This is a genomic window from Desulfovibrio sp. Fe33 (assembly GCF_028532725.1).
Lineage (GTDB): Bacteria > Desulfobacterota > Desulfovibrionia > Desulfovibrionales > Desulfovibrionaceae > Pseudodesulfovibrio.
In genome coordinates, this window is record NZ_JAQKGU010000003.1 from 102,603 (window position 1) to 124,806 (window position 22,204).

At 58.7% G+C, this 22,204-nt stretch carries 24 protein-coding genes; 10 read left to right on the plus strand and 14 right to left on the minus strand.

Annotated elements, in window-relative coordinates; translation table 11 throughout:
- Positions 1-5 precede the first annotated feature (5 nt).
- From PSN43_RS05595 to PSN43_RS05630, 8 genes are all read right to left on the minus strand, one after another.
- The gene (locus PSN43_RS05595; RefSeq protein ID WP_272699742.1) at positions 6-1,112 is read right to left on the minus strand and encodes a murein hydrolase activator EnvC family protein; all 1,107 of its coding nucleotides are present in this window, start codon (positions 1,110-1,112) and stop codon (positions 6-8) included.
- Positions 1,113-1,117: 5 nt separating this feature from the next.
- Positions 1,118-1,771 carry an endonuclease III domain-containing protein gene (locus tag PSN43_RS05600; protein WP_272699743.1) on the minus strand — a complete coding sequence of 218 codons (654 nt, stop codon included), beginning with the start codon at positions 1,769-1,771 and terminating at the stop codon, positions 1,118-1,120.
- Between the two features lie 4 nt (positions 1,772-1,775).
- Entirely contained in the window at positions 1,776-2,639 is an 864-nt protein-coding gene (locus PSN43_RS05605) for a 50S ribosomal protein L11 methyltransferase (protein WP_272699744.1), read from the minus strand.
- 81 nt (positions 2,640-2,720) lie between these two features.
- Positions 2,721-2,930: a hypothetical protein gene (locus PSN43_RS05610; RefSeq protein ID WP_272699745.1), complete on the minus strand. Its 210-nt coding sequence runs from the start codon at positions 2,928-2,930 to the stop codon at positions 2,721-2,723.
- A gap of 58 nt (positions 2,931-2,988) precedes the next feature.
- The gene (locus PSN43_RS05615) at positions 2,989-4,197 is read right to left on the minus strand and encodes an aspartate aminotransferase family protein (RefSeq protein ID WP_272699746.1); all 1,209 of its coding nucleotides are present in this window, start codon (positions 4,195-4,197) and stop codon (positions 2,989-2,991) included.
- Positions 4,198-4,212: 15 nt separating this feature from the next.
- Positions 4,213-4,671 carry a dUTP diphosphatase gene (dut, locus tag PSN43_RS05620; RefSeq protein ID WP_272699747.1) on the minus strand — a complete coding sequence of 153 codons (459 nt, stop codon included), beginning with the start codon at positions 4,669-4,671 and terminating at the stop codon, positions 4,213-4,215.
- Between the two features lie 210 nt (positions 4,672-4,881).
- The gene (locus PSN43_RS05625) at positions 4,882-6,489 is read right to left on the minus strand and encodes a sodium:solute symporter family protein (RefSeq protein ID WP_272699748.1); all 1,608 of its coding nucleotides are present in this window, start codon (positions 6,487-6,489) and stop codon (positions 4,882-4,884) included.
- Positions 6,489-6,623 (minus strand): symporter small accessory protein, encoded by a 135-nt coding sequence (locus PSN43_RS05630; protein ID WP_272699749.1) that lies wholly within the window; start codon positions 6,621-6,623, stop codon positions 6,489-6,491. Before PSN43_RS05630 ends, PSN43_RS05625 begins: the two co-directional genes overlap by 1 nt.
- Between PSN43_RS05630 and PSN43_RS05635 the strand changes: the two genes are divergently transcribed.
- The 9 genes from PSN43_RS05635 (at position 6,622) to secF (ending at position 15,479) form a co-directional block, all read left to right on the plus strand.
- Positions 6,622-6,963 carry a hypothetical protein gene (locus PSN43_RS05635; RefSeq protein ID WP_272699750.1) on the plus strand — a complete coding sequence of 114 codons (342 nt, stop codon included), beginning with the start codon at positions 6,622-6,624 and terminating at the stop codon, positions 6,961-6,963. The genes PSN43_RS05630 and PSN43_RS05635 overlap by 2 nt on opposite strands.
- A gap of 168 nt (positions 6,964-7,131) precedes the next feature.
- A complete protein-coding gene (locus tag PSN43_RS05640; RefSeq protein WP_272699751.1) occupies positions 7,132-8,661 on the plus strand; it encodes a glutamate synthase-related protein in 1,530 nt (509 codons plus the stop codon).
- A 12-nt stretch (positions 8,662-8,673) separates the two neighbouring features.
- Positions 8,674-9,120 (plus strand): 4Fe-4S dicluster domain-containing protein, encoded by a 447-nt coding sequence (locus tag PSN43_RS05645; RefSeq protein WP_272699752.1) that lies wholly within the window; start codon positions 8,674-8,676, stop codon positions 9,118-9,120.
- Between the two features lie 10 nt (positions 9,121-9,130).
- Positions 9,131-10,417: an NAD(P)/FAD-dependent oxidoreductase gene (locus PSN43_RS05650; RefSeq protein WP_272699753.1), complete on the plus strand. Its 1,287-nt coding sequence runs from the start codon at positions 9,131-9,133 to the stop codon at positions 10,415-10,417.
- Between the two features lie 12 nt (positions 10,418-10,429).
- Positions 10,430-11,527, plus strand: a complete 1,098-nt coding sequence (locus tag PSN43_RS05655; RefSeq protein ID WP_272699754.1) for a class II glutamine amidotransferase — start codon at positions 10,430-10,432, stop codon at positions 11,525-11,527.
- On the plus strand, positions 11,528-12,289 hold the full coding sequence (locus tag PSN43_RS05660) for a hypothetical protein (RefSeq protein WP_272699755.1): 762 nt from the start codon (positions 11,528-11,530) through the stop codon (positions 12,287-12,289).
- 42 nt (positions 12,290-12,331) lie between these two features.
- Complete coding sequence (gene yajC, locus PSN43_RS05665) at positions 12,332-12,685, plus strand: preprotein translocase subunit YajC (protein ID WP_272699756.1); 354 nt, start codon at positions 12,332-12,334, stop codon at positions 12,683-12,685.
- Positions 12,686-12,811: 126 nt separating this feature from the next.
- Positions 12,812-14,407 carry a protein translocase subunit SecD gene (gene secD / locus PSN43_RS05670; protein ID WP_272699757.1) on the plus strand — a complete coding sequence of 532 codons (1,596 nt, stop codon included), beginning with the start codon at positions 12,812-12,814 and terminating at the stop codon, positions 14,405-14,407.
- 10 nt (positions 14,408-14,417) lie between these two features.
- On the plus strand, positions 14,418-15,479 hold the full coding sequence (gene secF / locus PSN43_RS05675; RefSeq protein ID WP_272699758.1) for a protein translocase subunit SecF: 1,062 nt from the start codon (positions 14,418-14,420) through the stop codon (positions 15,477-15,479).
- A gap of 407 nt (positions 15,480-15,886) precedes the next feature.
- Here secF and PSN43_RS05680 read toward each other — a convergent pair whose 3' ends face one another.
- The 6 genes from PSN43_RS05680 to PSN43_RS05705 all read right to left on the minus strand — a co-directional run bounded on the left by PSN43_RS05680 (position 15,887) and on the right by PSN43_RS05705 (position 20,849).
- Complete coding sequence (locus PSN43_RS05680) at positions 15,887-16,552, minus strand: adenylate kinase (RefSeq protein WP_272699759.1); 666 nt, start codon at positions 16,550-16,552, stop codon at positions 15,887-15,889.
- A gap of 94 nt (positions 16,553-16,646) precedes the next feature.
- Positions 16,647-17,657, minus strand: coding sequence for a tRNA lysidine(34) synthetase TilS (gene tilS / locus PSN43_RS05685; protein WP_272699760.1), 1,011 nt, complete (start codon positions 17,655-17,657; stop codon positions 16,647-16,649).
- A 1-nt stretch (position 17,658) separates the two neighbouring features.
- Positions 17,659-18,006: a hypothetical protein gene (locus PSN43_RS05690; protein ID WP_272699761.1), complete on the minus strand. Its 348-nt coding sequence runs from the start codon at positions 18,004-18,006 to the stop codon at positions 17,659-17,661.
- Positions 18,006-19,376: a glutamyl-tRNA reductase gene (hemA, locus tag PSN43_RS05695; protein ID WP_272699762.1), complete on the minus strand. Its 1,371-nt coding sequence runs from the start codon at positions 19,374-19,376 to the stop codon at positions 18,006-18,008. The genes PSN43_RS05690 and hemA overlap by 1 nt, the downstream gene beginning before the upstream one ends.
- A complete protein-coding gene (locus PSN43_RS05700; protein WP_272699763.1) occupies positions 19,373-20,185 on the minus strand; it encodes a cytochrome C assembly family protein in 813 nt (270 codons plus the stop codon). The genes hemA and PSN43_RS05700 overlap by 4 nt, the downstream gene beginning before the upstream one ends.
- Entirely contained in the window at positions 20,172-20,849 is a 678-nt protein-coding gene (locus PSN43_RS05705) for a precorrin-2 dehydrogenase/sirohydrochlorin ferrochelatase family protein (protein WP_272699764.1), read from the minus strand. Before PSN43_RS05705 ends, PSN43_RS05700 begins: the two co-directional genes overlap by 14 nt.
- A gap of 104 nt (positions 20,850-20,953) precedes the next feature.
- Between PSN43_RS05705 and PSN43_RS05710 the strand changes: the two genes are divergently transcribed.
- The gene (locus tag PSN43_RS05710; RefSeq protein ID WP_272699765.1) at positions 20,954-22,204 is read left to right on the plus strand and encodes a glycosyltransferase family 9 protein; all 1,251 of its coding nucleotides are present in this window, start codon (positions 20,954-20,956) and stop codon (positions 22,202-22,204) included.

Here is a 22,204-nt window from a genome sequence, read left to right on the forward strand (position 1 = left end):
ACGGTTCATCTTGTTGCGGTTAACCAAGTTTCTGGGTTAATTGGTTTTTGATGAAAACGCAATTCAAAATACAATCCGGTCCCGTCCACCTGGGGGAAATAGCCCACGGTACCCAGAGGCTCGTTCTTTTCGACTTCCTGCCCGTTACGAACGAATGTATCGGATAAATAGGCGTAAAGGCTATAATAATTATATCCGTGGTATATAATGACCACTCGCCCGAAGCCGCGCAGGGTGTCATTATGCACCACCTTGCCCCAGAAGACTGACTGCACGGTACTCCCTTCGGCCGCCCCGATGGCCAGGCCGCGCGCCGGAGGAGTGGCCTTGAGATTGAAACCGGAAACCACGCGTCCCCTGACGGGCCAGGGAAGGGCGTTCTTGTAAAGGGCGAATCGCTTGGTCTTCTGGGATTGCAACTGGTACTTGAGATCGGCGATGGTTCCTAGGATGGCCGTCAGCTCCGCCTCGGCGTTCTCCTTTTCCCGGTTGACCTTTTTCAGGTTGCGGCGCAGGGCGTATTGATTGTCCAGCAGCTTATCCTTGCTCTCATTGACCTGCGCCAGCTGCCTTTCCGCCTCTTCGGCTAGCCGCCGCTGGTCTTCCAGGTTTTGCGCTATGCTTTCCGAGTTGCTTTTCGCCTCGTCGAGCTTGCGGCTCGTGGCTGCATAGATGTCCGCCAGCCAGTTGAAGCGGCGATCGAACATGGCCCAGTCTTCAACTCCGTTGAAACGAGACCTGACGTTTTGCATGTGTACCGGCCACAGGGTGCGCATGAGCCCGGAAAGCTCCATGGAAATGCGCTCCTTGTCCTTTTCCAGGGCCAAGTAATCCCGTCGCGCCAGCGCTTCCCGTTCATGGATGGAGGCCAGCGTTTTCTCCTGGTCGCGGATGTGTCCCTTGAGCCTGGAAACTTCGTTCCCGATATCCGTAAGCCGGGTGGATATCTGTCCGGCTTTTTCGGTAAGGGCGCGTACTTTCTGCTCGTTTTCGTCGGCCTTTTGATGTTCCTTCTGCAATGATTCGCTCAAGACCTCGTCGCGCGCCTGCCCAAAAGCCCCGGAGGGCAGCAGAATGAGGCAGCACGCTATGACGACAAGAATCTTGTTCATGAGAACTATTGTTCAAGGAAAGGTTGAAGGGGACAGGACTCGCACAGGCCGGCCTTTTTTCGACACCAATTCGCGCCTACGCGAACGATGAGGGCATGGTATTCATTGTATAATGCCACATCTTCCGGCAAGGCGTCCATGAAAACGGCTTGAAGCCCGTGGTAGTCGACGTCTTCCCATGCCAGCCCATGACGTCCGACGATCCTGGCGGTATAGGCGTCCACCACGAAAGTCGGAAAGTCCAGGGCGTAGAGCAGGATGCAATCCCCGGTCTCAGGTCCGATTCCGTTGATGCCGAGAATCTTGGGGCGGAGCTCGGCCAGATTCCTGTCCTTGAGCGAAAGCAGGTCAAACTCCGCCTCAACCTTGAGGAATTCAAGGAAGTTGTGAATGCGCCGCGCCTTGACGTTGTAATACCCGGCCGGCCGAATCAGCTCGGACAGCTTCGGGACAGGCAAGTCGTGCAGGGGCTCCGCCTCAAGCACTCCGGCGGACTTGAGGTTGTCCAGGGCCTTTTCGACGTTCTTCCAGTTGGTATTCTGGGTGAGAATGGCCCCTATGGCTATCTCAAAGGGCGTTTCACCCGGCCACCACTCACTCGGGCCGAGCGTCGCCAGCATGGCGTCGTACATGTCCATCAGCAGGCCGGACCTGGACATGCGGCTATCTCCCCAGAGTCTCCCAGACCAGGCAAATCCATTCACCCTCGATGAATCGCTGCGGTTCGCCGAGGCCATGCCTGCCGTAGGCCTCGGCCACGGCGTCGGATTGTTTGTCGGCTAGAATACCGGAAAGGACAAGAGAACCGCCGGGAGCGACTCTGGCGAGGATATCGCCCGCCATTTCGATGAGCGGCCCGGAAAGGATGTTGGCCACGACGAGGTCGAAAGTGCGTCCCTCTTCAACGCAGTCAATGGAGCCCACGGCCAGGTTGAAGGAGTCGGTTACGCCGTTGGCGTCAACGTTTTCCACGGCGCAGGCCACGGCCTGCGGATCAATGTCCAGTCCGATGCCGGTCAGGCCGAGTTTGGACAGCCCGATGCCGAGAATGCCGGACCCGGTGCCCAGATCCAGGAAAGTCTGGCCCGCCTGGAGGGTCCCCGCCTTGGACAGCCTGCCGATGGTCGCCAGACACAGCGAGGTGGTGGCGTGATGGCCGGTGCCGAAGGCCATTTTGGGCTCGATGACGATGTGGGTGGTTCCGTTCTCTTCGTCGTCGTTCAGCCACGGGGGATAGATGCGGAAGGTGTCCCCGCAGTTGACCGGAACGAAAAAGTCCTTCCAGGCCATGGCCCAGTTTTCGGACTCCTGCTCGGAAAAGGTCACGCCTCCTTCGGGGAACCGTTCCCGGAAAGCCTCGACCATCTCATGCCCGAGGGGATGGTCTTCAAGGTACAGCGTAAACTTGCGGCCGTCCGCGGTGGGAGTCTCCTCCCAGCCATGGGGGACCTTGGAGGCGATGAACACACCGGCTTCATCGGCGGTTTCTTCGGGGATGGTAAATTCGATCTTCAGAAGGGTGGACATGTGGTGGGTTGTCTCCATTTGATATGACAAGGCCGGGAGCGTGCCCCGGCCTTGATTGATTTGCAGCGTCAATGAGCCAAGCTAGAATACCTTGTCGATGAACGAGCCTTTGCCCGTATATCGAAAGTCGTTGAGAGTGGTCTTTTCGGCCTGCGCGACTGCATCCGCCTGGACTTCGGCAGGAGTTTTCACGTCGTCGGACGTCCTTTCGGAAGGAATGATCCGTTCCGCCGGTTCTTCGCGTCCGGACCAATGTTCCGACGCGGGGCCCATGGGAGCGACGCCGTTCATGACTCGATACCTCGATTTACGGAATACGCCTTAGCCTCCGGACGGTCAAGCCGACCGCTTATTCCTCAATTGAGGTCAGGACCTCGTCCAACGCCTGGACAAAGGCGGTGATGTCGTCCTCGGTAATGGTCAGGGGCGGCACGAGGCGCAGAATGGTTCCCTGGGTCAGGTTGCAGACCATCCTGTGCTCCAGGAGGCCATTCCATATCTCTCGGCCGTTCTTGGCCAGTTCGATACCCAAGAGCAGTCCAAGCCCGCGCGTTCCGGCGATGGTTTCGGGATGCTTCTCCTTGAGCTTGAGCACCTGTGCCCTGGCGAATTCGCCCATCTTGAGAGCGCGCTCGGCCATCTTGTCCTCGATCATGATGTCGATGACCTTTGCCGCAACGGCCGAAACCAGCGCGCCGCCGCCGAAGGTGGTGGCGTGGGAGCCGGGCGTGAATCCCTTGGCGACTTCGTTGGAACACAGAACCGCGCCCATGGGCAATCCGTTGGCCAGGGCCTTGGCCGAGGTGAAAATGTCGGGGGTGATGCCGTAATGCTGATGGGCCCAGAAACGGCCCGTGCGGCACACGCCGGTCTGCACCTCGTCCACGATGAGCAGGATGCCGTTTTCCTTGCACAGCGCCACGATGTCGTTGACGTAGTCCGTGGGCAGGGGACGCACGCCGCCTTCACCCTGAATCATCTCGACCATGATGGCGGCGGTATGCGCGTTGATGGCTCCGCGCAGCGCGTTGACGTTGCCGAAAGGCACGGTCACGAATCCCTCGGGCAGGGGGCTGTACCCTTCCTTGATGGGACCGGCCTGGCCGGTGGCGGTCAATGTGGACAACGTCCGGCCATGGAAGGATTTTTCGAGGGTAATGACCTCGTAGCGGTCCTCGTTGCGCACGGTGCGCATATATTTGCGGGCCAGCTTGATGGCGCCTTCGTTGGCTTCGGCTCCGGAGTTGCAGAAAAAGACTTTGCCCGCAGCGCAGGTGGAAAGCAGCTTTTCGGCCAGATTGAGCTGGGGCTCCTGGTAAAAGAGGTTGGAAACGTGAACCATCTTCCGCGCCTGCTCGACCATTACGTCGGCCAGATCGTCGCGGCTGTGGCCCAAAGAACACACGGCGATGCCCGCCAGGAAGTCGCGATACTCGACGCCGTCCAGATCGTAGAGGCGGCAACCCTTGGCATGGGACACGGCCAGGGGATACCGGCCGTAGGTATTACATAAAAGATTCGATTCCCGTTCTTTTATCGCATCGAATTTCTGAGACATTATCGTTCTCGCTATTTAGTGTTTCCCGGTGGAGCCGAACCCGCCCGCGCCGCGCGCGGTCTCGCCGAGTTCCTCAACAGGGGTGATTGTCGCTTGGAATATGGGCATGAACACGAGTTGGGCAATGCGTTGCCCGCGTTTGATTCGTCGCATCTCGCCCGAAGTGTTGAGCAGCGAGACTTTGATCTCCCCACGGTAATCCGGATCGATGACGCCGACGCCCTGGCTGACGGTCAGTCCTTCCTTGGTGCCCAGGCCGCTGCGGGAAAAAACGTATCCGGCCACACCGGGCTCGCGGATTTCGATGGCGACTCCTGCGGGGATGGCCGCTTTTTCGCCCGGTCCGATCTCGACTTCATCCGAGTCGATACAGGCGCGCAGGTCCAGTCCAGCGGAGTGCTCCGTGGCGTAGGCCAGTTTGTTTTCCTTCCAAACTTCATGCAGGAACTTCACGTTCACGTCGATCTTGTTCATTGTGCGTCTCTATACTTGGTGTTGAACGAATGGTTGTTTATGTTCGCATTGAAAGCAACTGTCAATCGGCGGAAATAAAGGGGTTCGAGTCGTAACCGCAACATCCTTCCGCAACAAGCCCATCCGGTCGCGTTCGGCTCACGCCTTTCTCAATGTAAAGGGCGCCGCTTCATCGAAGCGACGCCCTGGAATCACATCCGACACGGCGGATCAGCGCAGTCCCTCCCAGCAAAGGTCCAGGTGCTTTTCCTCGATTCGTCGGGTGGCCAGGCTGACGCCCACCGCCAACGCCAGGGACACGGGCAGGGCGACCACGTTGGGGTCCACCCACTGCATCAGCCACGTCCAGGAGCCCGGGGCGGCATCGGCAACCAGTGTCGCCTTGCCGAACATGGCCTGGCACAGGCCGATGAATCCCGCCTCCTTCACGTGAATGAAGAGCAGCCAAAACATGGAGAAACAAAAGCCGCCGACCATGGATACTTTGGCGCCGGTCTTGGTCATGCCTTTCCAGTACAGGCCGAGCACGTAAATGGGCAGGAATGAGGCCGCGCACAGTCCGAAGAAAAAGGCGGTGGCCCGGGCGATGACTCCGCCGGGCAAGAGCCAGGCCCAAACCAGGGTGGCCACGATGGCCACGGTCACGCCGAGCCGGTTGAGCTTCATGGACGACCCGCCGTTGCCCACGCTCACGTACTGCTCCAGAAAGTCGCGGGAGAGCGATGTCCCGCCGACGTGATACTGGGAGCTCATGGTGGACATGGCCGCCGCGAACATGGCCACCAGGAACAACCCGGAGAACCAGCCGGGCATGACCTTGTCGATATACAGCGGAATGATGCTGTCGAAATTGTTGTCAGCAACGGCGATGGCGACCTTGCCGAATTCCTTGTAGAAGACAACGTTCGACAGTGCGCCAGCGACAAAGGCCACGCCGGTCATGAGCAGGATGAAAATGCCGCCGATGGCGACGGCCCGGTTCAGTTCCCGGTCGGAAGGCACGGTCATGTACCGGATGGCCAGTTGGGGCTGCGCCAGCACGCCGATGCCCACCCCGTAGATGATGGTCGTGTAAATGGTGAGTCCGATGGGCGATTCGAGCTTCGGCCCCGTGGTCCACCCCGTCATGCCTCCCTTGGCCAGGCCAGCCGGGACCAGACCTGCAAGATCGGTCAAGGCCTGGTGCGCTTCGGTCACGCCGCCGAGTAGGGCATAGGTGGTGACGATGAGAATGAGCATCATGGCGGCCATGATGGTCCCCTGGAACGCGTCGGTGTACATGACTGCCTTGAGCCCGCCGGTGACGACGTAGACGGCCACGATGGCGGTGACGACGAGCAGCCATACGCCATAGCTCACGGCAGGGAAGGCCACTTCAAGCATCCGGCAGATGCCGATGAGCACCGCTGCCGCGTAGACCGGAATGAAGACGAAAATGACCACGCCGGAAAACTGCTGAATGAATTTCGATCCGTACCGCCTGCCCAGGAATTCCGGAAAGGTGTGGGAATCGAGCGCCAGCCCCATGCGCCGGGTGCGTTTCCCAAAAAAGACCATGGCTACGAAAATGCCTACGAAAATTGTCAGAAAGGTCAGCCAAAGCAGCGACATGCCAAACATGCCGGAGACGCCGCCGAAGCCCACGATGGCCGAAGTAGAGACGAAGGTCGCTCCGTAGGACATGGCCAAAACAAAGGGGTTCATGGACCTTCCGGCAAGCATATAGTCCGTGGACTCCCTGGTTTTGAGCCAGGCCTTGTAGCCGAGATAGAAAATGACCACGAGGTAGACGAGAACGCCGATGATTTTGCCGGTCATCACGCGCCCCCTTCGTTTTTGTCGTTGCCCTTGTTGTTCCAATTCACAATTCCGTAAACGACGCACAAAATCGTCGCCCCCACGGACAGCCAGAAGGCCAGCGCAATTTCTACACTTCCCAGTCCAAGCATCATGATGTTGCCCCTTGATTGCGGGCCGGGAACGCGCCTGCCGCCGGAAACAAAAGGGCCGCAGGCTTGTCGCCTGCGGCCCTGGTTGTGGATGAAACTAGTGATCAGCTACACGCACACCTCGAAACCGCAGGCGCTTCTAAAAAAGCGAAAGCTAAAAAAGAAAAAGAAGCCGAAGCGGTTGTGGCGTGTTTGCATTTGTGTTTCATTAGACTTGAATCCCCCGAAAGTCAAGGCTGGCGCGATTTACGGCGGGTTGGGCGGAGGTTCGGAACCGGGATCGGGCATCAATATGATTCCGATATGGTTCAAGACGTTTCTCAAATATATACATTTACAGTAAAATCAATGACTTAAAACTTTTCTTGACAGGGAATACGGACTTGTGGTTTTGTGACTCCCCTTTGTAATTCGGTAATATTACCCGAATTGTGAAATTTTTGGAGAAGTGCTCCGAACATCTTGTCCGCGAGATGACTTTTTTGGCAACTAACGAGAGAGGTTACCTGTCTTGCTTTTTCAGCCCATCAACAAGAATTACCATGAGTTCTGTATTGAGCGGGACCCGGAGCTGTGCATCAACTGCAAGGTCTGCGTCCGCCAGTGTTCGTACGAAGCTCACTATTGGGATGAATCCCGGCAAAAGGTCGTGCACGACAACACCAAGTGCATCGGCTGTCACCGTTGCGAGGCGCTGTGTCCCACCGCGGCCCTGAACATCGTCAAGAAGCCGTCGGATTTCCGGACGAACAGCCTTTGGCGGCCGGTGTTCCTGCAGAACATCTACAAACAGGCCGACACCGGCGGCGTGCTGCTGGCAGGAATGGGTTCCCCGGTGGACATTCCGGTCTACTGGGACCGCATGTTGCTCGACGCAAGCCAGGTGACCAACCCGTCCATCGACCCCCTGCGCGAACCTATGGAGCTCAAGACGTTCCTGGGCGCGAAGCCCCGCAAGGTGGAGCTGGCCAAGGACGAAAAGACCGGCAAACCCAAGCTCAAGACCAAACTGACTCCGCAACTGGAGCTGGACATCCCCATCATGTTCGCGGCCATGAGCTTCGGGGCCATCAACTTCAACCTGCACCGGGCCATGGCCCGCGCGGCCACCGAGACCGGGACCTACTACAACACCGGTGAAGGCGGTCTGCACAAGTCCTTATATAAGTACGGCGAGCATACCATCGTGCAGGTGGCTTCCGGCCGGTTCGGCGTGCACCGCGACTACCTGCGGGCGGGCGCGGCCATCGAGATCAAGGTGGGGCAGGGCGCCAAGCCCGGCATCGGCGGGCACCTCCCCGGTGAGAAAATCAACGACAAGGTGTCCGAGACCCGCATGGTTCCCATCGGTTCCGACGCCATTTCTCCGGCTCCCCACCATGACATCTACTCCATCGAGGATCTGCTTCAGCTCATCTACGCCCTGAAGGAGGCCTCCGAATACAAGGCCCCCATCTCGGTCAAGATCGCGGCCGTGCACAACGTGGCCGCCATCGCTTCCGGCATCGCCCGGGCGGGTGCGGACATCATCACCATCGACGGTATGCGCGGCGGAACGGGCGCGGCTCCGGCCATGATCCGCGACAACGTCGGCATTCCCATCGAACTGGCCCTGGCCCAAGTGGATCAGCGCCTGCGCGACGAGGGCATCCGCAACAAGGTTTCCGTGGTGGCCGCCGGCGGCATCCGCTGTTCCGGTGACGTCATCAAGGCGATCGCTCTCGGCGCGGACGCCGTTTATATCGGCACCGCCACCCTGATCGCCGTGGGCTGCACCATCTGCGGCCGCTGCTACACCGGCAAATGTCCGTGGGGCATCGCGACCAACGATCCCAAGCTGTCCAAACGGCAGAACCCGGACATCGCGGCCAAGAAGCTGGCCAACCTGATCCGCGCCTGGGGGCATGAGATCGAGGAGATGCTCGGCGGCATGGGTCTCAACTCCATCGAATCCCTGCGCGGCAATCGTGACAAGCTCAGGGGCATCGGGCTTTCCGACACCGAACTCGACATCCTCGGCATCAAACATGCCGGACGTTAAACGGAGAAGCGTATGAAGAGAGTCTATCCGGACAAAGAATATTGCATCGGCTGCCACCTCTGCGAAGTGGCCTGCATTACCGCACACTCCAAGTCCAAGGACCCGATCATCGCTTTCCGCGAGGAGCGGGGGAAGGATGGCCTGACCGCCTGCAAAAAAGTCTTTGAGAAAGGCGACATCTGCGTGGCCATTTCCTGCCGTCATTGCGACGAACCCTCCTGTGTGGCCGCCTGCATTTCCGGTGGCCTGCACAAGGACCCCGAGACTGGCCGCACGGTTTATGACCGCGACAAGTGCGTCGGCTGCTGGTCTTGCCTCATGGCCTGTCCCTATGGGGCCATCAAGCGGCATCCCACGGAGAACAAGATCGTCAAATGCGACCTTTGCGAAGGGCGGGAGGGCGGACCGGCCTGTGTGGCCGCCTGCCCCAATCAAGCCCTGAAATTCGAGGAGAGATAGGGAGCTGACCATGAAATACGTCATCATCGGCAACGGTATCGCCTCCATCGGGGCCATCGAAGGCATCCGCAAGGTCGACACCGAAAACGAAATCCTGGTCATCGGGGCTGAAAACGCTCCGGCATACGGCCGTCCGCTCATCTCCTACCTCCTTGCGGGCAAGATCGGCCCGGATCGTCTGGCCCTCAGGCCCCAGGAGTTCTACGAAAAGAGCAACGTCTCCCTGATGCTCGGCACCAGGGTCACGGGCATCGACTCTTCGGCCAAGACCGTGACCACGGACAAGGGCGATACCGTGGAGTTCGAGAATCTGCTCGTCGCCACGGGCGGCATTCCGTTCACTCCGCCCATTCCGGGGTCGGACGGCGCCGACGTCTACAACTTCACCAACCTGGCGCACGCCCAGACCCTCATCTCCAAGGCCAAGGATATCAAGAGGGCGGTGGTCATCGGCGGCGGGCTCATCGGCCTGAAGGCCGGTGAATCCCTGTTCGACCGCGGCGTCGACGTAACCATCCTGGAATTGTCCCCGCGCATCCTGAGCCTCGCCTTTGACGAGAATGCGGCCTCCCTGGCCGGTTCCCGCCTTGCCGAGGTCGGCCTGAACGTGCGCTGCGGCGTTTCCGCCAAGGAAATCCAACGCGATTCCGAAGGCAATCTCAAAGGCGTTCACCTGACCGACGGCGACTTCCTGCAATGCGACGTTGTCGTCATCGCCATCGGCGTGGTTCCCAACTACAACCTGGCCAAGGACGCCGGGATCGAAGTGGACCGCGGCATCAAGGTGGACGACCACATGCGCACCAGCGCGAAAGGGATCTTTGCCGCGGGCGACGTCGCCCAGGCCAAGGACCTGCTGTTCGGCGACGATCGCGTCATTCCCATTTGGACCAACGCCTACAATCAGGGATTCTGCGCAGGCAAGAACATGGCCGGCGCGGACATTCCGTTTACCGGTTCCTTGTCCATGAACTCCATTTCCTTCTACGGCCTGCCGACCATTTCTGTAGGCACGGTCAACCCGCCCGAGAACGACGAAGCATACGACATGGCCGTCGCGCTGGACGAGAAGAAGAAAAGCTACCGCAAACTCGTCTTCCACAACGACCGCCTGGTCGGCTACGTGCTGGTGGGGGACATCGACATGGCGGGCATGTACACCGCCTTCGTCAAATTCCAGATGGCCGTTCCCGAGGATGCCAAGAAGCAGATCCTGGCCGGTGAGCCCGACGTGCTCATGTGGCCGGACGATTTCTTCAAGGAGACCTGGAACCCCGGCGTCGTGGAACCCGACTAGAGAGAGGATAGAATGAAAGCGCCTGAAAGATATTATGATTTCCAGAAGGATATCTCCGGCTGCGGGATATTCGGAGTCATCAACAAGAAGCGGGGCCTGATCCCCGGAGACATGCCCATCCAGGCCATGACCTGTATGCACGACCGGGGCAACGGCCTGGGCGGCGGTTTCGCGGCCTACGGCATTTACCCCGAGCACGCCGAAAAGTACTGCTTCCACATGATGTGCGACGACGATGCGGCCATCAAGGGCTCCGAGGAGATGATAAAGCAGTATTTCGATCTGCACTTCTATGAGCCCATTCCCACCCGCCGGACCCTGGCCATCCCCAATCCGCCGAAGTTCAACCGCTATTTCGTGACCGTGCCCGAAAGGCCCGAAAACGAATTCCGCGAACTTCCGGAAGAAGACTACGTGGTGGCCGTGGTCATGAAGATCAACACCACCGTTGGCGGAGCCTTCGTGGTTTCCTCGGGCAAAAACATGGGCGCCTTCAAGGGCGTCGGCTTTCCCGAGGACATCGCCGACTTCTTTCGTCTCGAAGAGTACAGCGCCTACATCTGGACCGGCCACAACCGGTTCCCGACCAACACCCCGGGCTGGTGGGGCGGAGCGCATCCGTTCACCATCCTGAACTGGTCCATCGTGCACAACGGCGAGATCTCATCCTACGGCATCAACCGCCGCTACCTGTGCGAGCACGACTACCTCTGCACCATGATGACCGACACCGAAGTCGTGGCCTATGAGCTGGACATGCTCATCCGCAAGCACGGCCTGTCCTGGGAGATGGCCGCAAAATGCTTCGCCCCGCCTTTCTGGGACGAAATCGAGCGCATGGACGAGGAGGACAGGGAACTCTACACCACCTTGCGCGCAACCTACGGACCGGCCATGCTCAACGGTCCCTTCGCCATCCTGGTGGCCGACAACACCCGGCTCATGGGCCTCAACGACCGCATCAAACTCCGGCCCCTCCTGGTTGCCGAGAAGGACGACATGGTCTTCATGTCGAGCGAAGAATCGGCCGTGCGCGACGTCTGTCCCGATCTGGACCGCGTCTGGATGCCCAAGGCGGGCGAACCCGTCATCGTTGATCTGGAGGATTAGATGACAGCCAAGAGAAAACAGAAGACCCTCACGGCAGGGCGGACGTACTACAAGCAGTTCAACGAGGAAATCCGCGATCTCGTCCGGGACGGCGTGACCGACTTCGTCATCAAGGAATGCAACGGGCAGCGATACCTGGCGACGGCCTTGGACGGTGACCTCAGCTTCGATATCTATGGCGTCCCCGGACAGGATCTCGGCGCGTTCATGCGCGGGCCCAAGGTGCGCGTGCATAATAACGCGCAGGACGGCGTGGGCAATACCATGGACAACGGCCGGATCATCATCGAGGGTCTTGCCGGAGACGTCATCGGCTACGCCATGCGCGGCGGAGAAATATTCATCAAGGGCGACGTAGGGTACCGCGTCGGAATCCACATGAAAGCCTACCTCGAACACCAGCCGAAAATCGTGGTCGGCGGCAAGGCGGGAGACTTCCTCGGCGAGTATATGGCCGGAGGAATTATTTTGCTCTTGGGTATGTTTTCTGATAAGCCAGATGCGCCCATTGCGGGACGGAGTCTCGGAACGGGTATGCACGGCGGCGTGATCTATGTTCGCGGCACCGTTCCCGAAGACCAACTCGGTCCCGGTCTGACGGCTAATCCCGTGGACTCCGACGACCTCAAGGTCATCGAAGGGCTGGTCAATGAATACGCCAAGGAATTGAAGCTGGACAGCAAGGCGATTTTAAGCGAGAACTTCGTGAAAATTCGTCCGTTTTCGCACAGGCCGTATGGGAACCTGTACGTCCCTTGCTAGACGGCGGGGAAGATACAACACTCATTACCTTTGGAGGAACCAATGTTCTTCGATTCCGTAGCCTATGCCATGGCTCCGCCCGCTGGCGGCGGTGAAGCAGGCGGCCTCGGCGCCATCCTCGGCGGCCCCCTGCCCATGCTGATCCTGATGTTCGCCATTTTCTACTTCCTGCTCATCCGCCCCCAGCAAAAGAAGCAGAAGGCCCACCGGGCCATGCTCGAAGCACTCAAGAAGGGCGACAAGGTCTGGACCAACGGCGGCATTCTCGGCACCATCACCGATATCGATGGCGACAACATGACCATCGAAATCGCCTCCGGCGTCAATGTTGTTATCAAGCGCGGTTTCGTTGCCGACAAGGATGGCGGCGCTCCTGCGACGGACAAGAAGAAGTAGGTTCTTGCACCAGTTACCTGAGACTTCGTGCGGATCGGACCACCACGACGTGGCCCGGTCCGCGCTTGCGTTTGTCGCTGGCGTTCTCAGGTCGGTAGCAACCAGTTTGTATTACAGGGAGATTTCATGCAAAGTTTGCGTTTGAGAGCCGTCATCGCTCTCGCTGTCGTGCTCCTGGGACTGGCCTTCATGCTGCCGTCCCTGCCCGGCGTAAAGGACTCGTCCCTCGGCAAGATTCTGCCGGGCAAAGGGGTCAGCCTCGGTCTCGACCTCAAGGGCGGCATTCACCTGACCCTCGGCGTGGACATGAAAACGGCCATGGACAACAGTCTGGCCCGTTTGGGCGACGACCTTAAGGCATCCGCCCGCGAGCAGGAAGTTTACATCCTGCGTCCGAACGTTCTGGACGAAAATCAGATTGAGGTCACGCTCATCAAGGCTGAGCAGAAGGACACCTTCGAAAGCGTCATCAAGGACTCCACGCCGTTCGCCATCGAAGAGAGCACTCCGCTCGAAGGTGACAAGGTCAAGTACGTCCTGTCCGTTTCGCCCAAGTACCGCAGCGAAATTGAAAAGCTGACCATGGAACAGGCCATCAAGACCATCCGCAACCGGATCGACCAGTTCGGCGTTGCCGAACCGGATATCCGCAAGCAGCAGGATAACCGTATCCAGGTGCAACTGCCCGGTCTGCAGGACCCCGAACGGGCTATCAAGATCATCGGCCAGACCGCGCATCTCGAATTCAAGATGGTCGACGATTCCGCCGACCTCAAGAAGGCCCAGCAGGGCATTCTGGCCCCCGGCCGCGAACTGTCTTCGCTGCTGCACCGTCAGGCCAACGGCTCCTATGCCGAATCGCCCATCGTCCTCAAGAAGGACGCCGTGCTGACCGGCGAATATGTTTCCGACGCCCAGGTCCGGCTGGACCAGTGGAACACCCCTTACGTCTCGCTGACCTTCAATGCGCGCGGCGGCAAGATCTTCACCGACCTGACCGGTGAAAACGTGAACAAGCGGATGGCCATCGTCCTGGACGGCAAGGTCTATTCTGCTCCGGTCATCCGTGAACGGATTTCGGGCGGCAGCGCCTCCATCACCGGCAACTTCACCCGTGAGGAAGCCCGTGACCTGGCGGTCGTGCTGCGCGCCGGTTCCCTGCCCGCGCCCGTGACCATCCTGGAACAGCGTTCGGTGGGCCCGTCCCTTGGACAGGAGTCCATCGACAACGGCGTCATGTCCGCCATGGTGGGCATGGCCCTGGTCCTCGCCTTTATGGTCATCTACTACGGCTTCAGCGGCATGGTGGCCGACATCGTGCTTATCCTGAACATCATGCTCATCATGGGCGGTCTGGCGGCCTTCGGCGCCACTCTGACCCTGCCGGGCATTGCAGGCATCATCCTGACGATCGGTATGGCGGTCGACGCCAACGTCATCATCTACGAGCGTATTCGAGAGGAACTCAGGCGCGGCCTGTCTGCCAGCCAATCCGTGTCGGAAGGCTACGGCAGGGCCACCTTGACCATTCTCGACGCCAACGTGACCACGGTCATCGCCGCAATCATCCTGTACCAGTTCGGTACCGGCCCGGTCCGCGGCTTCGCCGTCACCCTGACGCTCGGCATCATAACCTCCATGTTCACGGCCATCTTTGTGTCGCGCATCCTGTTCGACCTGTACCTGAAAAACCGCAGCGACAAAGCGAAGCTGAGCATCTAGGGGGACGATAATGGGACTTCAAATAATCAAACCCGATACCAATATCGATTTCGTCGGCATCAGGAAGATCGCCTTCATTATTTCGGCGATCCTCATTCTCTGCGGCCTCGGCTCCCTGCTCATCAAGGGCGGCCCCAAGTACGGAATCGATTTCGCCGGCGGCATGATCGTCCAGGTCAGAATTGATAAGGCCACCGACGCCGCAGCCGTCAAGGACGCCGTCAACGAGGTCAACCTGCCCGGCCTGGTGGTGCAATCCATCGGCCTGGAAGGGGACCACGAATACCTGATCCGCACATCCTCGTCGGACATTACCTCCGAAGAGGTCCGGGCGAAGATCAACAACGCGCTGACCGACAACCTCGGCGCAAGCTTCGAGATTCAACGGCTCGAAATGGTCGGCCCCAAAGTGGGCGCGGACCTTCGGTCCCAGGCCCTTGAAGCACTGTTCTACGCGGTCCTGCTCATTGCCGTGTACATCTCCGGCAGGTTCGAGCAGCGCTGGACCGCAGCGGCGGTCATGGCCGCGGCTCTGGGCGGTTGCGTGTACGGCCTCGGCCTTCTCGACCTGGATATGGGCTGGCTCATTCTGGCGGCCCTGTTCATCACCGTGGGGCTGTGCTGGTACCTCAAGCTGAACTACGCCCTGGGCGCGGTTGCAGCCCTCATCCATGACGTGCTCATCACGGTCGGCCTGTTCTCCATCATGGGTAAGGAATTCGACCTGACCATCATCGCCGCGCTGCTGACCCTCGTTGGTTACTCACTCAACGATACCATCATCGTCTTCGACCGCATTCGCGAGAACACTATCGCCAAACAGGGCAAGATGCCGTTCGGACAGATCATCAACCTGTCTGTCAACCAGACTCTGTCCCGAACCATCATGACCTCTGGCACCACGCTCTTGGTCGTGTTCTGCCTGTACGTCATGGGCGGATCGGTTATCCACGACTTCGCCCTGGCTTTGCTCATCGGCATCACCGTGGGTACCTATTCCTCCATCTTCGTGGCCAGCCCCATCCTCTATGGATTCGGCCCCAGCGAACTCCCCAAGACTGAAGAAGACTAATCCGTTAGTCCACATTCACTGAATCAAAAGGGAAGGCCTCACGGTCTTCCCTTTTTTGTTGTCCGACATTGGAATGACGGCTCCGCAATCCAAACAAGCAGTTGAGTCTGGCGCAATCAATCAATGGCCTTTAGTTGCAGACGGCAAGGGCTCCCTTGCAACCTGATGGCCCCACGTGGACGCGAAGAGTGTACTATTGGGAAAACTGCCGTTTGGATATCACGCAGCCCTCGCCGTATCAGCCGGAATAACACTCTATTCAGTAGAACAAATCCTTCGGCGTATATGCCCAATGAACGGCAAAGAGGAATTCCGGATGAATATGAGAGAGGAGAGGGGAGGTACAAATTCAAAAAGCCCCTCCGGAAGAACCGGAGGGGCTTTTCAATATTATCGTTCGGCCTAGCTTAGTCGAGCTGGCTGATGAGGTATTCCTTGATCTCGTTGATGGACTTTTCACCATCGAGCTGGATGTATTTGAAGCCGCCGTCCTTCAGGTCCTTGAAATAGTTACAGGCAGCCATGGTACCGGTCTTCTCGTCATAGTAGATGTCATGACGCTTGTTGATGGCATCCTCGTCCTGATCGTCTTCGCGGGCGGTCAGCGCGCCGCCGCAAACGCGGCACTTGTCGCCGTCAGGAGCGATGACCGGAATGCCGACGTTGTTGGGATGGTTCGGGTTGTTGGCGCAGAGACGACGACCCATGATGCGGGCCTTGGCGATCTCGCGGGGCAGTTTGATCTCGATGACGTAGTCCAGCTTCACGCCGTCCTTCTGAAGGGCTTCCCAAAGCTTTTCGCCCTGGACCAGGGAACGGGGGAAACCATCAAGGAGCCAGCCGCTCGTGGAGTGGGACAGCACGTCCAGGACCATGGGGATGGTGATATCATCAGGAACCAGTTCGCCCTTGTTGATGTACTCCTTGGCCTTCAGACCGAGCTCGGTGCCGCCGCCGATGTGCTTGCGGAAGATGGCGCCGGATTCGATGTGATCCAGGTTGTACTTATCCTTGGCGATATCGCCCTGGGTGCCTTTACCGGAGCCATTGGGGCCGAAAATCAGAATGTTCATAATTCCTCCTGATGATGAAAAACGAAATGCCTATTGGTCATCTCGACACATTGTGCAAAAGATCACATGCTCTTATACCGCGACTGCCTGGAAGTCAATCCTTGGACGAGAAAACCACGCCTGAAACGGTCACGGTGGCTGTTTTGTCGCCAGGGAACTGGAAGACGGCATTATTCCGATGATCCTGCCACGCCTCGTCAAGCTTGAACAGCGTGTCGGCCAGGGCTTGTCCCGAGCCGAGACGGTCCAGGCACGCCTTGTAGAGGTGAAGGCGTTGCGCCTTGTGCAGAGCTTCGAGGCGGGCATTATCCAGGATTTCACAAGCTTCGGTTTCAAGCTCGGACCAAAAATCCTGCTCCACGCGGCCAATCCGCCACAACCGGGCAACGGATTGCCAAAAATTCGGGTTTTCCCGCTCAATGAGCGGGAGAATCTCGTTGCGCACACGGTTGCGGGTCATGGACGGATCGGTATTGGTATGGTCTTCGCGCCACTGAATGCCCAACTGGGTTACGAAGGCCGCAAGCGTGGACTTGGGTATGAGCAGCAACGGACGAATCAGGGCGCGTTGCGGGTCGTACCCGGCCATACCGGACAGGCCCGGCCATCCGGTACCCCGGATAAGGCGCATGAGCACATCCTCGCTCAAATCGTCCAATTGATGTCCAAGGGCCACGTAATCATAGCCGCCGGACCGGAGCAGCTCGGCGTAAAGCCTGTAGCGCGCCTCGCGTCCTGCCTCTTCGCAACCGATGCCGCGAGTTTCGGCAATTCGGGCAACATCGCACTTTTCGACGACGCACTCGATGCCGAGAGTTTCGCACAACGAACGGGCGAAAGCGGCGTCATCCGCAGACTCTTGACGCAAGCCGTGGTCGAGATGTACCGCACCCACGGTAAAATTCGCACGTTTGGAAAGATAATGCAGGACCATGAGCAGGGCGGTGGAATCCACCCCGCCTGAAAATCCGACCAAAACACGGCGTCCTTCAAGATCGATTCCCAGCTCTTCTTCGACGAACCGCCCAACATAAAGGCAGAAATGCGCCCATTTGGGTAAAAGGTCCTGCAATGAGGAAGGGATATCGGCAGGCGTGCTGGTCATGCTAGACGGAAACTTCCAGTTCCTCGATGAACTGGTCGAGGTATTCGATCATGTGTTCGCGCTGGGCCGGGGTGGCGTAGGAAACGCAGGAACAGCGGAGCTTGTTGCGGGCGCGGACGAGCAACTCAAGGCGCAGGTTGTTCTGGTCCGGAGACTCGACGGCTTCCAGGGCCATGAAATAGGGACCGCAATCGCCGAGATGCGCCTTTTGTTCACCCTGAAGGAGATTTTCAGGCAGCGGCAGATAATAGATGCCGTCCAAGGAACCGCGCAGACCAAGATCGTCAAAGGCTTTGATTACGGTCCGGTAATCCTTGTCGGTCAAATCATCTATGAGATATGTGCGCATTATTGTTCCTTTTTAGACACTTCAACGTACTTTTCGATTTCTTCGGGCGAACAGGTGGCCGACTTGCGGTCCAGGTGTGCGTCCGGCGGCACGGTCTCATCGTCAAGGTTGAACATCCTCCGGGCCAGATCGACGAATCGGTCGGCCGATCCCTCTTCCTGGGTGCGCCGCTTGAGAAAACAGATGGGCTCGTGCAGGGACTTGTGAGCGATGGACAATACCAGCCGCTCCAGAGAGTTGCGGGTCCTTTCGTCCACCGGACCTATCTTTTTCAAGGTCTTGTGCAATTCTCTCATGGCCACATCCTCAGCCTTGCCCACCAAATCCACGATGGTGGGTTGGATATTCAAGGAGTTGAGCCAGTTGCCGAAAGTCTCTGTTTCGAGATCCACCACGGCGCGGGCCTTGGTGGCCTCTTCCTGTCGGTGGGCCATGTTTTCGTCGACCACTTCGGTGAGATCGTCGATGTCGTAAAGATAGACGTTGTCCAAGGTGTTGACGTCCGGATCGATGTCGCGAGGAACCGCGATGTCGATGAAGAACATGGGCTTGTTCTTGCGCTTGCGCAGCACGGACTTGACGTCTTTGGCCCGTATCACGGCCACAGGAGACCCTGTGGAGGAAATGACGATGTCCACCTCATGCAGGCGTTCGGGCATGGTTTCGATCTGGATGGGCTCGCCGCCCAGACTGTCGGCAAGCTCTCTGGCCCGCGAAAGGGTGCGGTTGGCGATGATGATGTCCTGTACGCCGTTTCTGAGAAGATGCATGGCAGCCAGCTCGGCCATTTCGCCCGCACCCACAAGCATGGCCTTGGTGGGCCTGAGATCGCCAAATATCTTGCGGGCCAGCTCCACGGCCGCAAAGCTGATGGATACCGCGCTGGAGGCGATGGCCGTCTCGGTGCGAATACGCTTGGCCACGGAAAAGGACTTGTGCAGCAACCGGTTGATAATGGTTTTGGCTGTCCCCTTTTCCACGGCGGACCGGTAGGCATCCTTCAGCTGTCCCAGAATCTGCGGCTCTCCCATAACCATGGAGTCGAGGGAGGAGGCCACAGTGAAGATGTGCTTGACCGCGTCCAAATCAGAATACTGGTAAACATCTTGAACCAGCAATTCCGGCGAACCGTTGCACGCCCTGGCCCAATACTGGACAACGGCATCCATGGCCTGGTCCGCCGGGACATTCTTGGCCACCGCCACGATTTCCACGCGGTTGCAGGTTGAAAGCGCGAGACATTCCTGCACGGGACAGTTGGCCATAAGCCCCTGTTCGAAATTGTCCACGTCGGTCAGGGCGAATTTTTCGCGCACTTCTACGCCCGCGGTACGGTGGTTGAGGCCTATGAGAATTATCTGCTTGTTCATGGCACGGCCCTGAATGTGATGGTGTGATGAATGAGGGAAATGCACATTCCCGCAAAGACCCAGATGGCCAGGATGGCGGGCTTGCGTCCGCGCCAGTCAAGCACCAGGCGTTGATGGAAGAGGAATGCGTAAAGGAACCAGACCGCCAGCGAACCGATCTTCATGATATCCCAGCTGAACGGCTTGAACGGAGCGATCAGGTACCAGAAAAAAGTGGAGAAAAGCCCCAATGTATAAAGCGGGAAGCCGATCAGCACCGCCCATCGGTTGACGGTGTCGAACTTGTCGAGGGACGGAATGTTCTGCCCCATGCGGGCCAGTCCTTCCTTGGTCTTGAGCTTGCGGTTGTAATAGATGAAGGCCGCTCCCGCACCGAAGGCCATGATGAGCGCCCCGAGGGTAAGTACCAATGCGCCGATGTGCAGGCCGAAGAAAAGGGCGGTCAGATGCGGAGGCATGACCACCTTGATGCCGCCCAGGGCCAAGGACGCGACAAACAGCAGCAGGGCGAAGGGCAGGGCGGTGATGGCGAGATATTCTAGACGCAGCCGCCACCAGAGAAGAAAATACAAAGCCAGCGCGCACCAGCCGATGATATTAAAATAGAAGGTGCCCCCGCTCAATGCGGACGGATTACGAGTCAGGGTGAAGGCCAGGTCCGCGGTATTGAAAGTAAAGCCGAGGACGGCGAGCCAGATGGCTATGCGCTTGAGCCTGTCGTTCTCCGTGAACACGGACGTCAGGAACAGCACGGTGCCGAGCGCGTAGAGCGCAATAATCACGATATGGAGCGAATCAAACAAGCCCATCAAGCAACTCCGGGATGTTGTCGTGCAGCGGGTCGGGCAAAGATTCTTTAAGAATTTGCGCGGCCGCGTCAAGATCGCGGTTCTTCATGGCGTCGAGCAGGGCTGAATTCACCAGGGTCCGAAAGACCGCCGTGTTGTCCGCCGTGGTCAGCCCCAAACCAAGCATGAGAGGCCTGATGCGGCCCATGGCTGTCAACAGGTTGGCATACTCGTCGCCGAAATTTTCTTGCAGTTCCTTACGGATGCGCTTGGCCATGGCCGGACTGCGGCCCGCCGTGGAGATGGCCACGGTCAAATCGCCGCGCTTGACTGTGGCGGGAACGATGAAACTGCATTTTTCAGGCTGGTCCACGATATTGCAAAGGATGCCCCGATCGCGGCATAGATTGCTGATGCGCCAATTGACTTCTTCGGAAGAGGTGCAGGCGATGACCAAGAATTTGCCGTCCAGGTCGCTGTCCGCAAACTCGCGGCAATGAAATTCCACGTTGGGCAGGGCCACGACAGGCGCCATTTCCGGGGCTGCGTCGCGGGTGTCGATGATGGTTACGCTGCCGGCCCCGGAGTCGATCAGGGACTGAATCTTGCGTTTGCCGACCTCGCCCGCGCCAACGACCAGGCAACCCTTGTTTTCCAGATTCACGAAGATGGGGTAATATCGCATGGCTCTTGATAACCAATGCACGGGAACATGTAAAATGGGAAATTGCCCGGTTCTTGCAAGAATCATTGAAATTACGCTAGGATTTTGACGCACGCGAACTCAACATGAAGAATTACCTCGTCATACAACTCGCCCGGTTCGGAGACCTCGTCCAGACCAAACGGTTGATGAAAACGCTTCTGGCCCGACCCGGAGCAACGGTTCATCTCTGCCTGGATGGTTCCCTGGCTCCGCTGGCCCGGCTGATCTACCCCGATGCGATCCTTCATCCGATCACGGCCCATGGCACAGGAGCGGATGCAGGGAGCGGGGTTATGAAAATGCTTGTGGAGAATCGGCGTACCTTTGCGGAACTCGCCGGTTTGGATTTCGCCGCCGTTTACAACCTCAATTTTTCCGGCCTGAATTTCCGCCTGGCCGCCCTGTTCGACCCGGATAAAGTGGAAGGATATGCGTGGCGCGACGGCCAGGAACTCATCGGCCGCTGGCCCGCCATGGCCATGCGCTGGTCAGCTTTCCGCCGACTGGGCATCAACCTGGTGGACTTCTGGGGCGCGTATTGCCCGGACATGCTCCCTGCCGAAGCCGTCAATCCCGAAGCTTCGCCCAAAGGAGGCGGCATCGGCGTCGTCCTGGCCGGACGCGAATCCCGCCGCTCGCTGCCCGCGCCCTTGCTGGCGCAGATCGCGGCCACGTTGGCCGGTTCGCGCAAGGCGCAACGCCTCGTCCTCCTGGGCGGGCAGGGCGAGCACGCTGTGGGGCAGGCGGTACTCAAGGAGCTGCCGACCGCCGTGCAACGCAACACCGAGAACCTTGCCGGCGGAACCGACTGGAAACAGCTTGTCGAGACCGTCGCCGGGTTGGATCTGCTGATAACCCCGGATACAGGGACCATGCACCTTGCCGCTCATTTGGGCACGCCCGTGGCCGCGTTTTTTCTCTCTTCGGCCTGGTGCCACGAAACGGGACCGTACGGCCTCGGACACATTGTTTACCAGGCCTCGACAAACTGTTCGCCGTGCCTGGAAACCGCGCCTTGCCAGGAAAACGTCAAGTGCCTGAGCGGTTTTGCGGCCCCCGGATTCCGGCGGTTTCTCGTCACGGCAAAACCCGAGCACTCTCCGGGCGGCATTTTGACCCTGCATTCGGGATTCGACGCATTGGGGCAGACTTACACTCCGATCGCCGGGAACGATCCTGACGCGCCTCGGCGAGAGGTGATGAGACGCTTCCTTCTTCATCACCTCAGCGGCTCGAAAACGCGTTTCGACGAGCTGGAACTGAATTTCGCCCGGCAATTATACCGGGAAAAGGACTGGATGACCGCTGACACGCCCCACAGGACACAGGGATAA

Coding starts and splice junctions, on each gene's coding strand:
- PSN43_RS05595 (WP_272699742.1), bottom strand. CDS start 1,112: ATGAACAAGATTCTTGTCGTCATAGCGTGCTGCCTCATTCTGCTGCCC.
- PSN43_RS05600 (WP_272699743.1), bottom strand. CDS start 1,771: ATGTCCAGGTCCGGCCTGCTGATGGACATGTACGACGCCATGCTGGCG.
- PSN43_RS05605 (WP_272699744.1), bottom strand. CDS start 2,639: ATGTCCACCCTTCTGAAGATCGAATTTACCATCCCCGAAGAAACCGCC.
- PSN43_RS05610 (WP_272699745.1), bottom strand. CDS start 2,930: ATGAACGGCGTCGCTCCCATGGGCCCCGCGTCGGAACATTGGTCCGGA.
- PSN43_RS05615 (WP_272699746.1), bottom strand. CDS start 4,197: ATGTCTCAGAAATTCGATGCGATAAAAGAACGGGAATCGAATCTTTTA.
- dut (WP_272699747.1), bottom strand. CDS start 4,671: ATGAACAAGATCGACGTGAACGTGAAGTTCCTGCATGAAGTTTGGAAG.
- PSN43_RS05625 (WP_272699748.1), bottom strand. CDS start 6,489: ATGACCGGCAAAATCATCGGCGTTCTCGTCTACCTCGTGGTCATTTTC.
- PSN43_RS05635 (WP_272699750.1), top strand. CDS start 6,622: ATGATGTTGCCCCTTGATTGCGGGCCGGGAACGCGCCTGCCGCCGGAA.
- PSN43_RS05630 (WP_272699749.1), bottom strand. CDS start 6,623: ATGATGCTTGGACTGGGAAGTGTAGAAATTGCGCTGGCCTTCTGGCTG.
- PSN43_RS05645 (WP_272699752.1), top strand. CDS start 8,674: ATGAAGAGAGTCTATCCGGACAAAGAATATTGCATCGGCTGCCACCTC.
- PSN43_RS05650 (WP_272699753.1), top strand. CDS start 9,131: ATGAAATACGTCATCATCGGCAACGGTATCGCCTCCATCGGGGCCATC.
- PSN43_RS05655 (WP_272699754.1), top strand. CDS start 10,430: ATGAAAGCGCCTGAAAGATATTATGATTTCCAGAAGGATATCTCCGGC.
- PSN43_RS05660 (WP_272699755.1), top strand. CDS start 11,528: ATGACAGCCAAGAGAAAACAGAAGACCCTCACGGCAGGGCGGACGTAC.
- yajC (WP_272699756.1), top strand. CDS start 12,332: ATGTTCTTCGATTCCGTAGCCTATGCCATGGCTCCGCCCGCTGGCGGC.
- secD (WP_272699757.1), top strand. CDS start 12,812: ATGCAAAGTTTGCGTTTGAGAGCCGTCATCGCTCTCGCTGTCGTGCTC.
- secF (WP_272699758.1), top strand. CDS start 14,418: ATGGGACTTCAAATAATCAAACCCGATACCAATATCGATTTCGTCGGC.
- PSN43_RS05680 (WP_272699759.1), bottom strand. CDS start 16,552: ATGAACATTCTGATTTTCGGCCCCAATGGCTCCGGTAAAGGCACCCAG.
- tilS (WP_272699760.1), bottom strand. CDS start 17,657: ATGACCAGCACGCCTGCCGATATCCCTTCCTCATTGCAGGACCTTTTA.
- PSN43_RS05690 (WP_272699761.1), bottom strand. CDS start 18,006: ATGCGCACATATCTCATAGATGATTTGACCGACAAGGATTACCGGACC.
- hemA (WP_272699762.1), bottom strand. CDS start 19,376: ATGAACAAGCAGATAATTCTCATAGGCCTCAACCACCGTACCGCGGGC.
- PSN43_RS05700 (WP_272699763.1), bottom strand. CDS start 20,185: ATGGGCTTGTTTGATTCGCTCCATATCGTGATTATTGCGCTCTACGCG.
- PSN43_RS05705 (WP_272699764.1), bottom strand. CDS start 20,849: ATGCGATATTACCCCATCTTCGTGAATCTGGAAAACAAGGGTTGCCTG.
- PSN43_RS05710 (WP_272699765.1), top strand. CDS start 20,954: ATGAAGAATTACCTCGTCATACAACTCGCCCGGTTCGGAGACCTCGTC.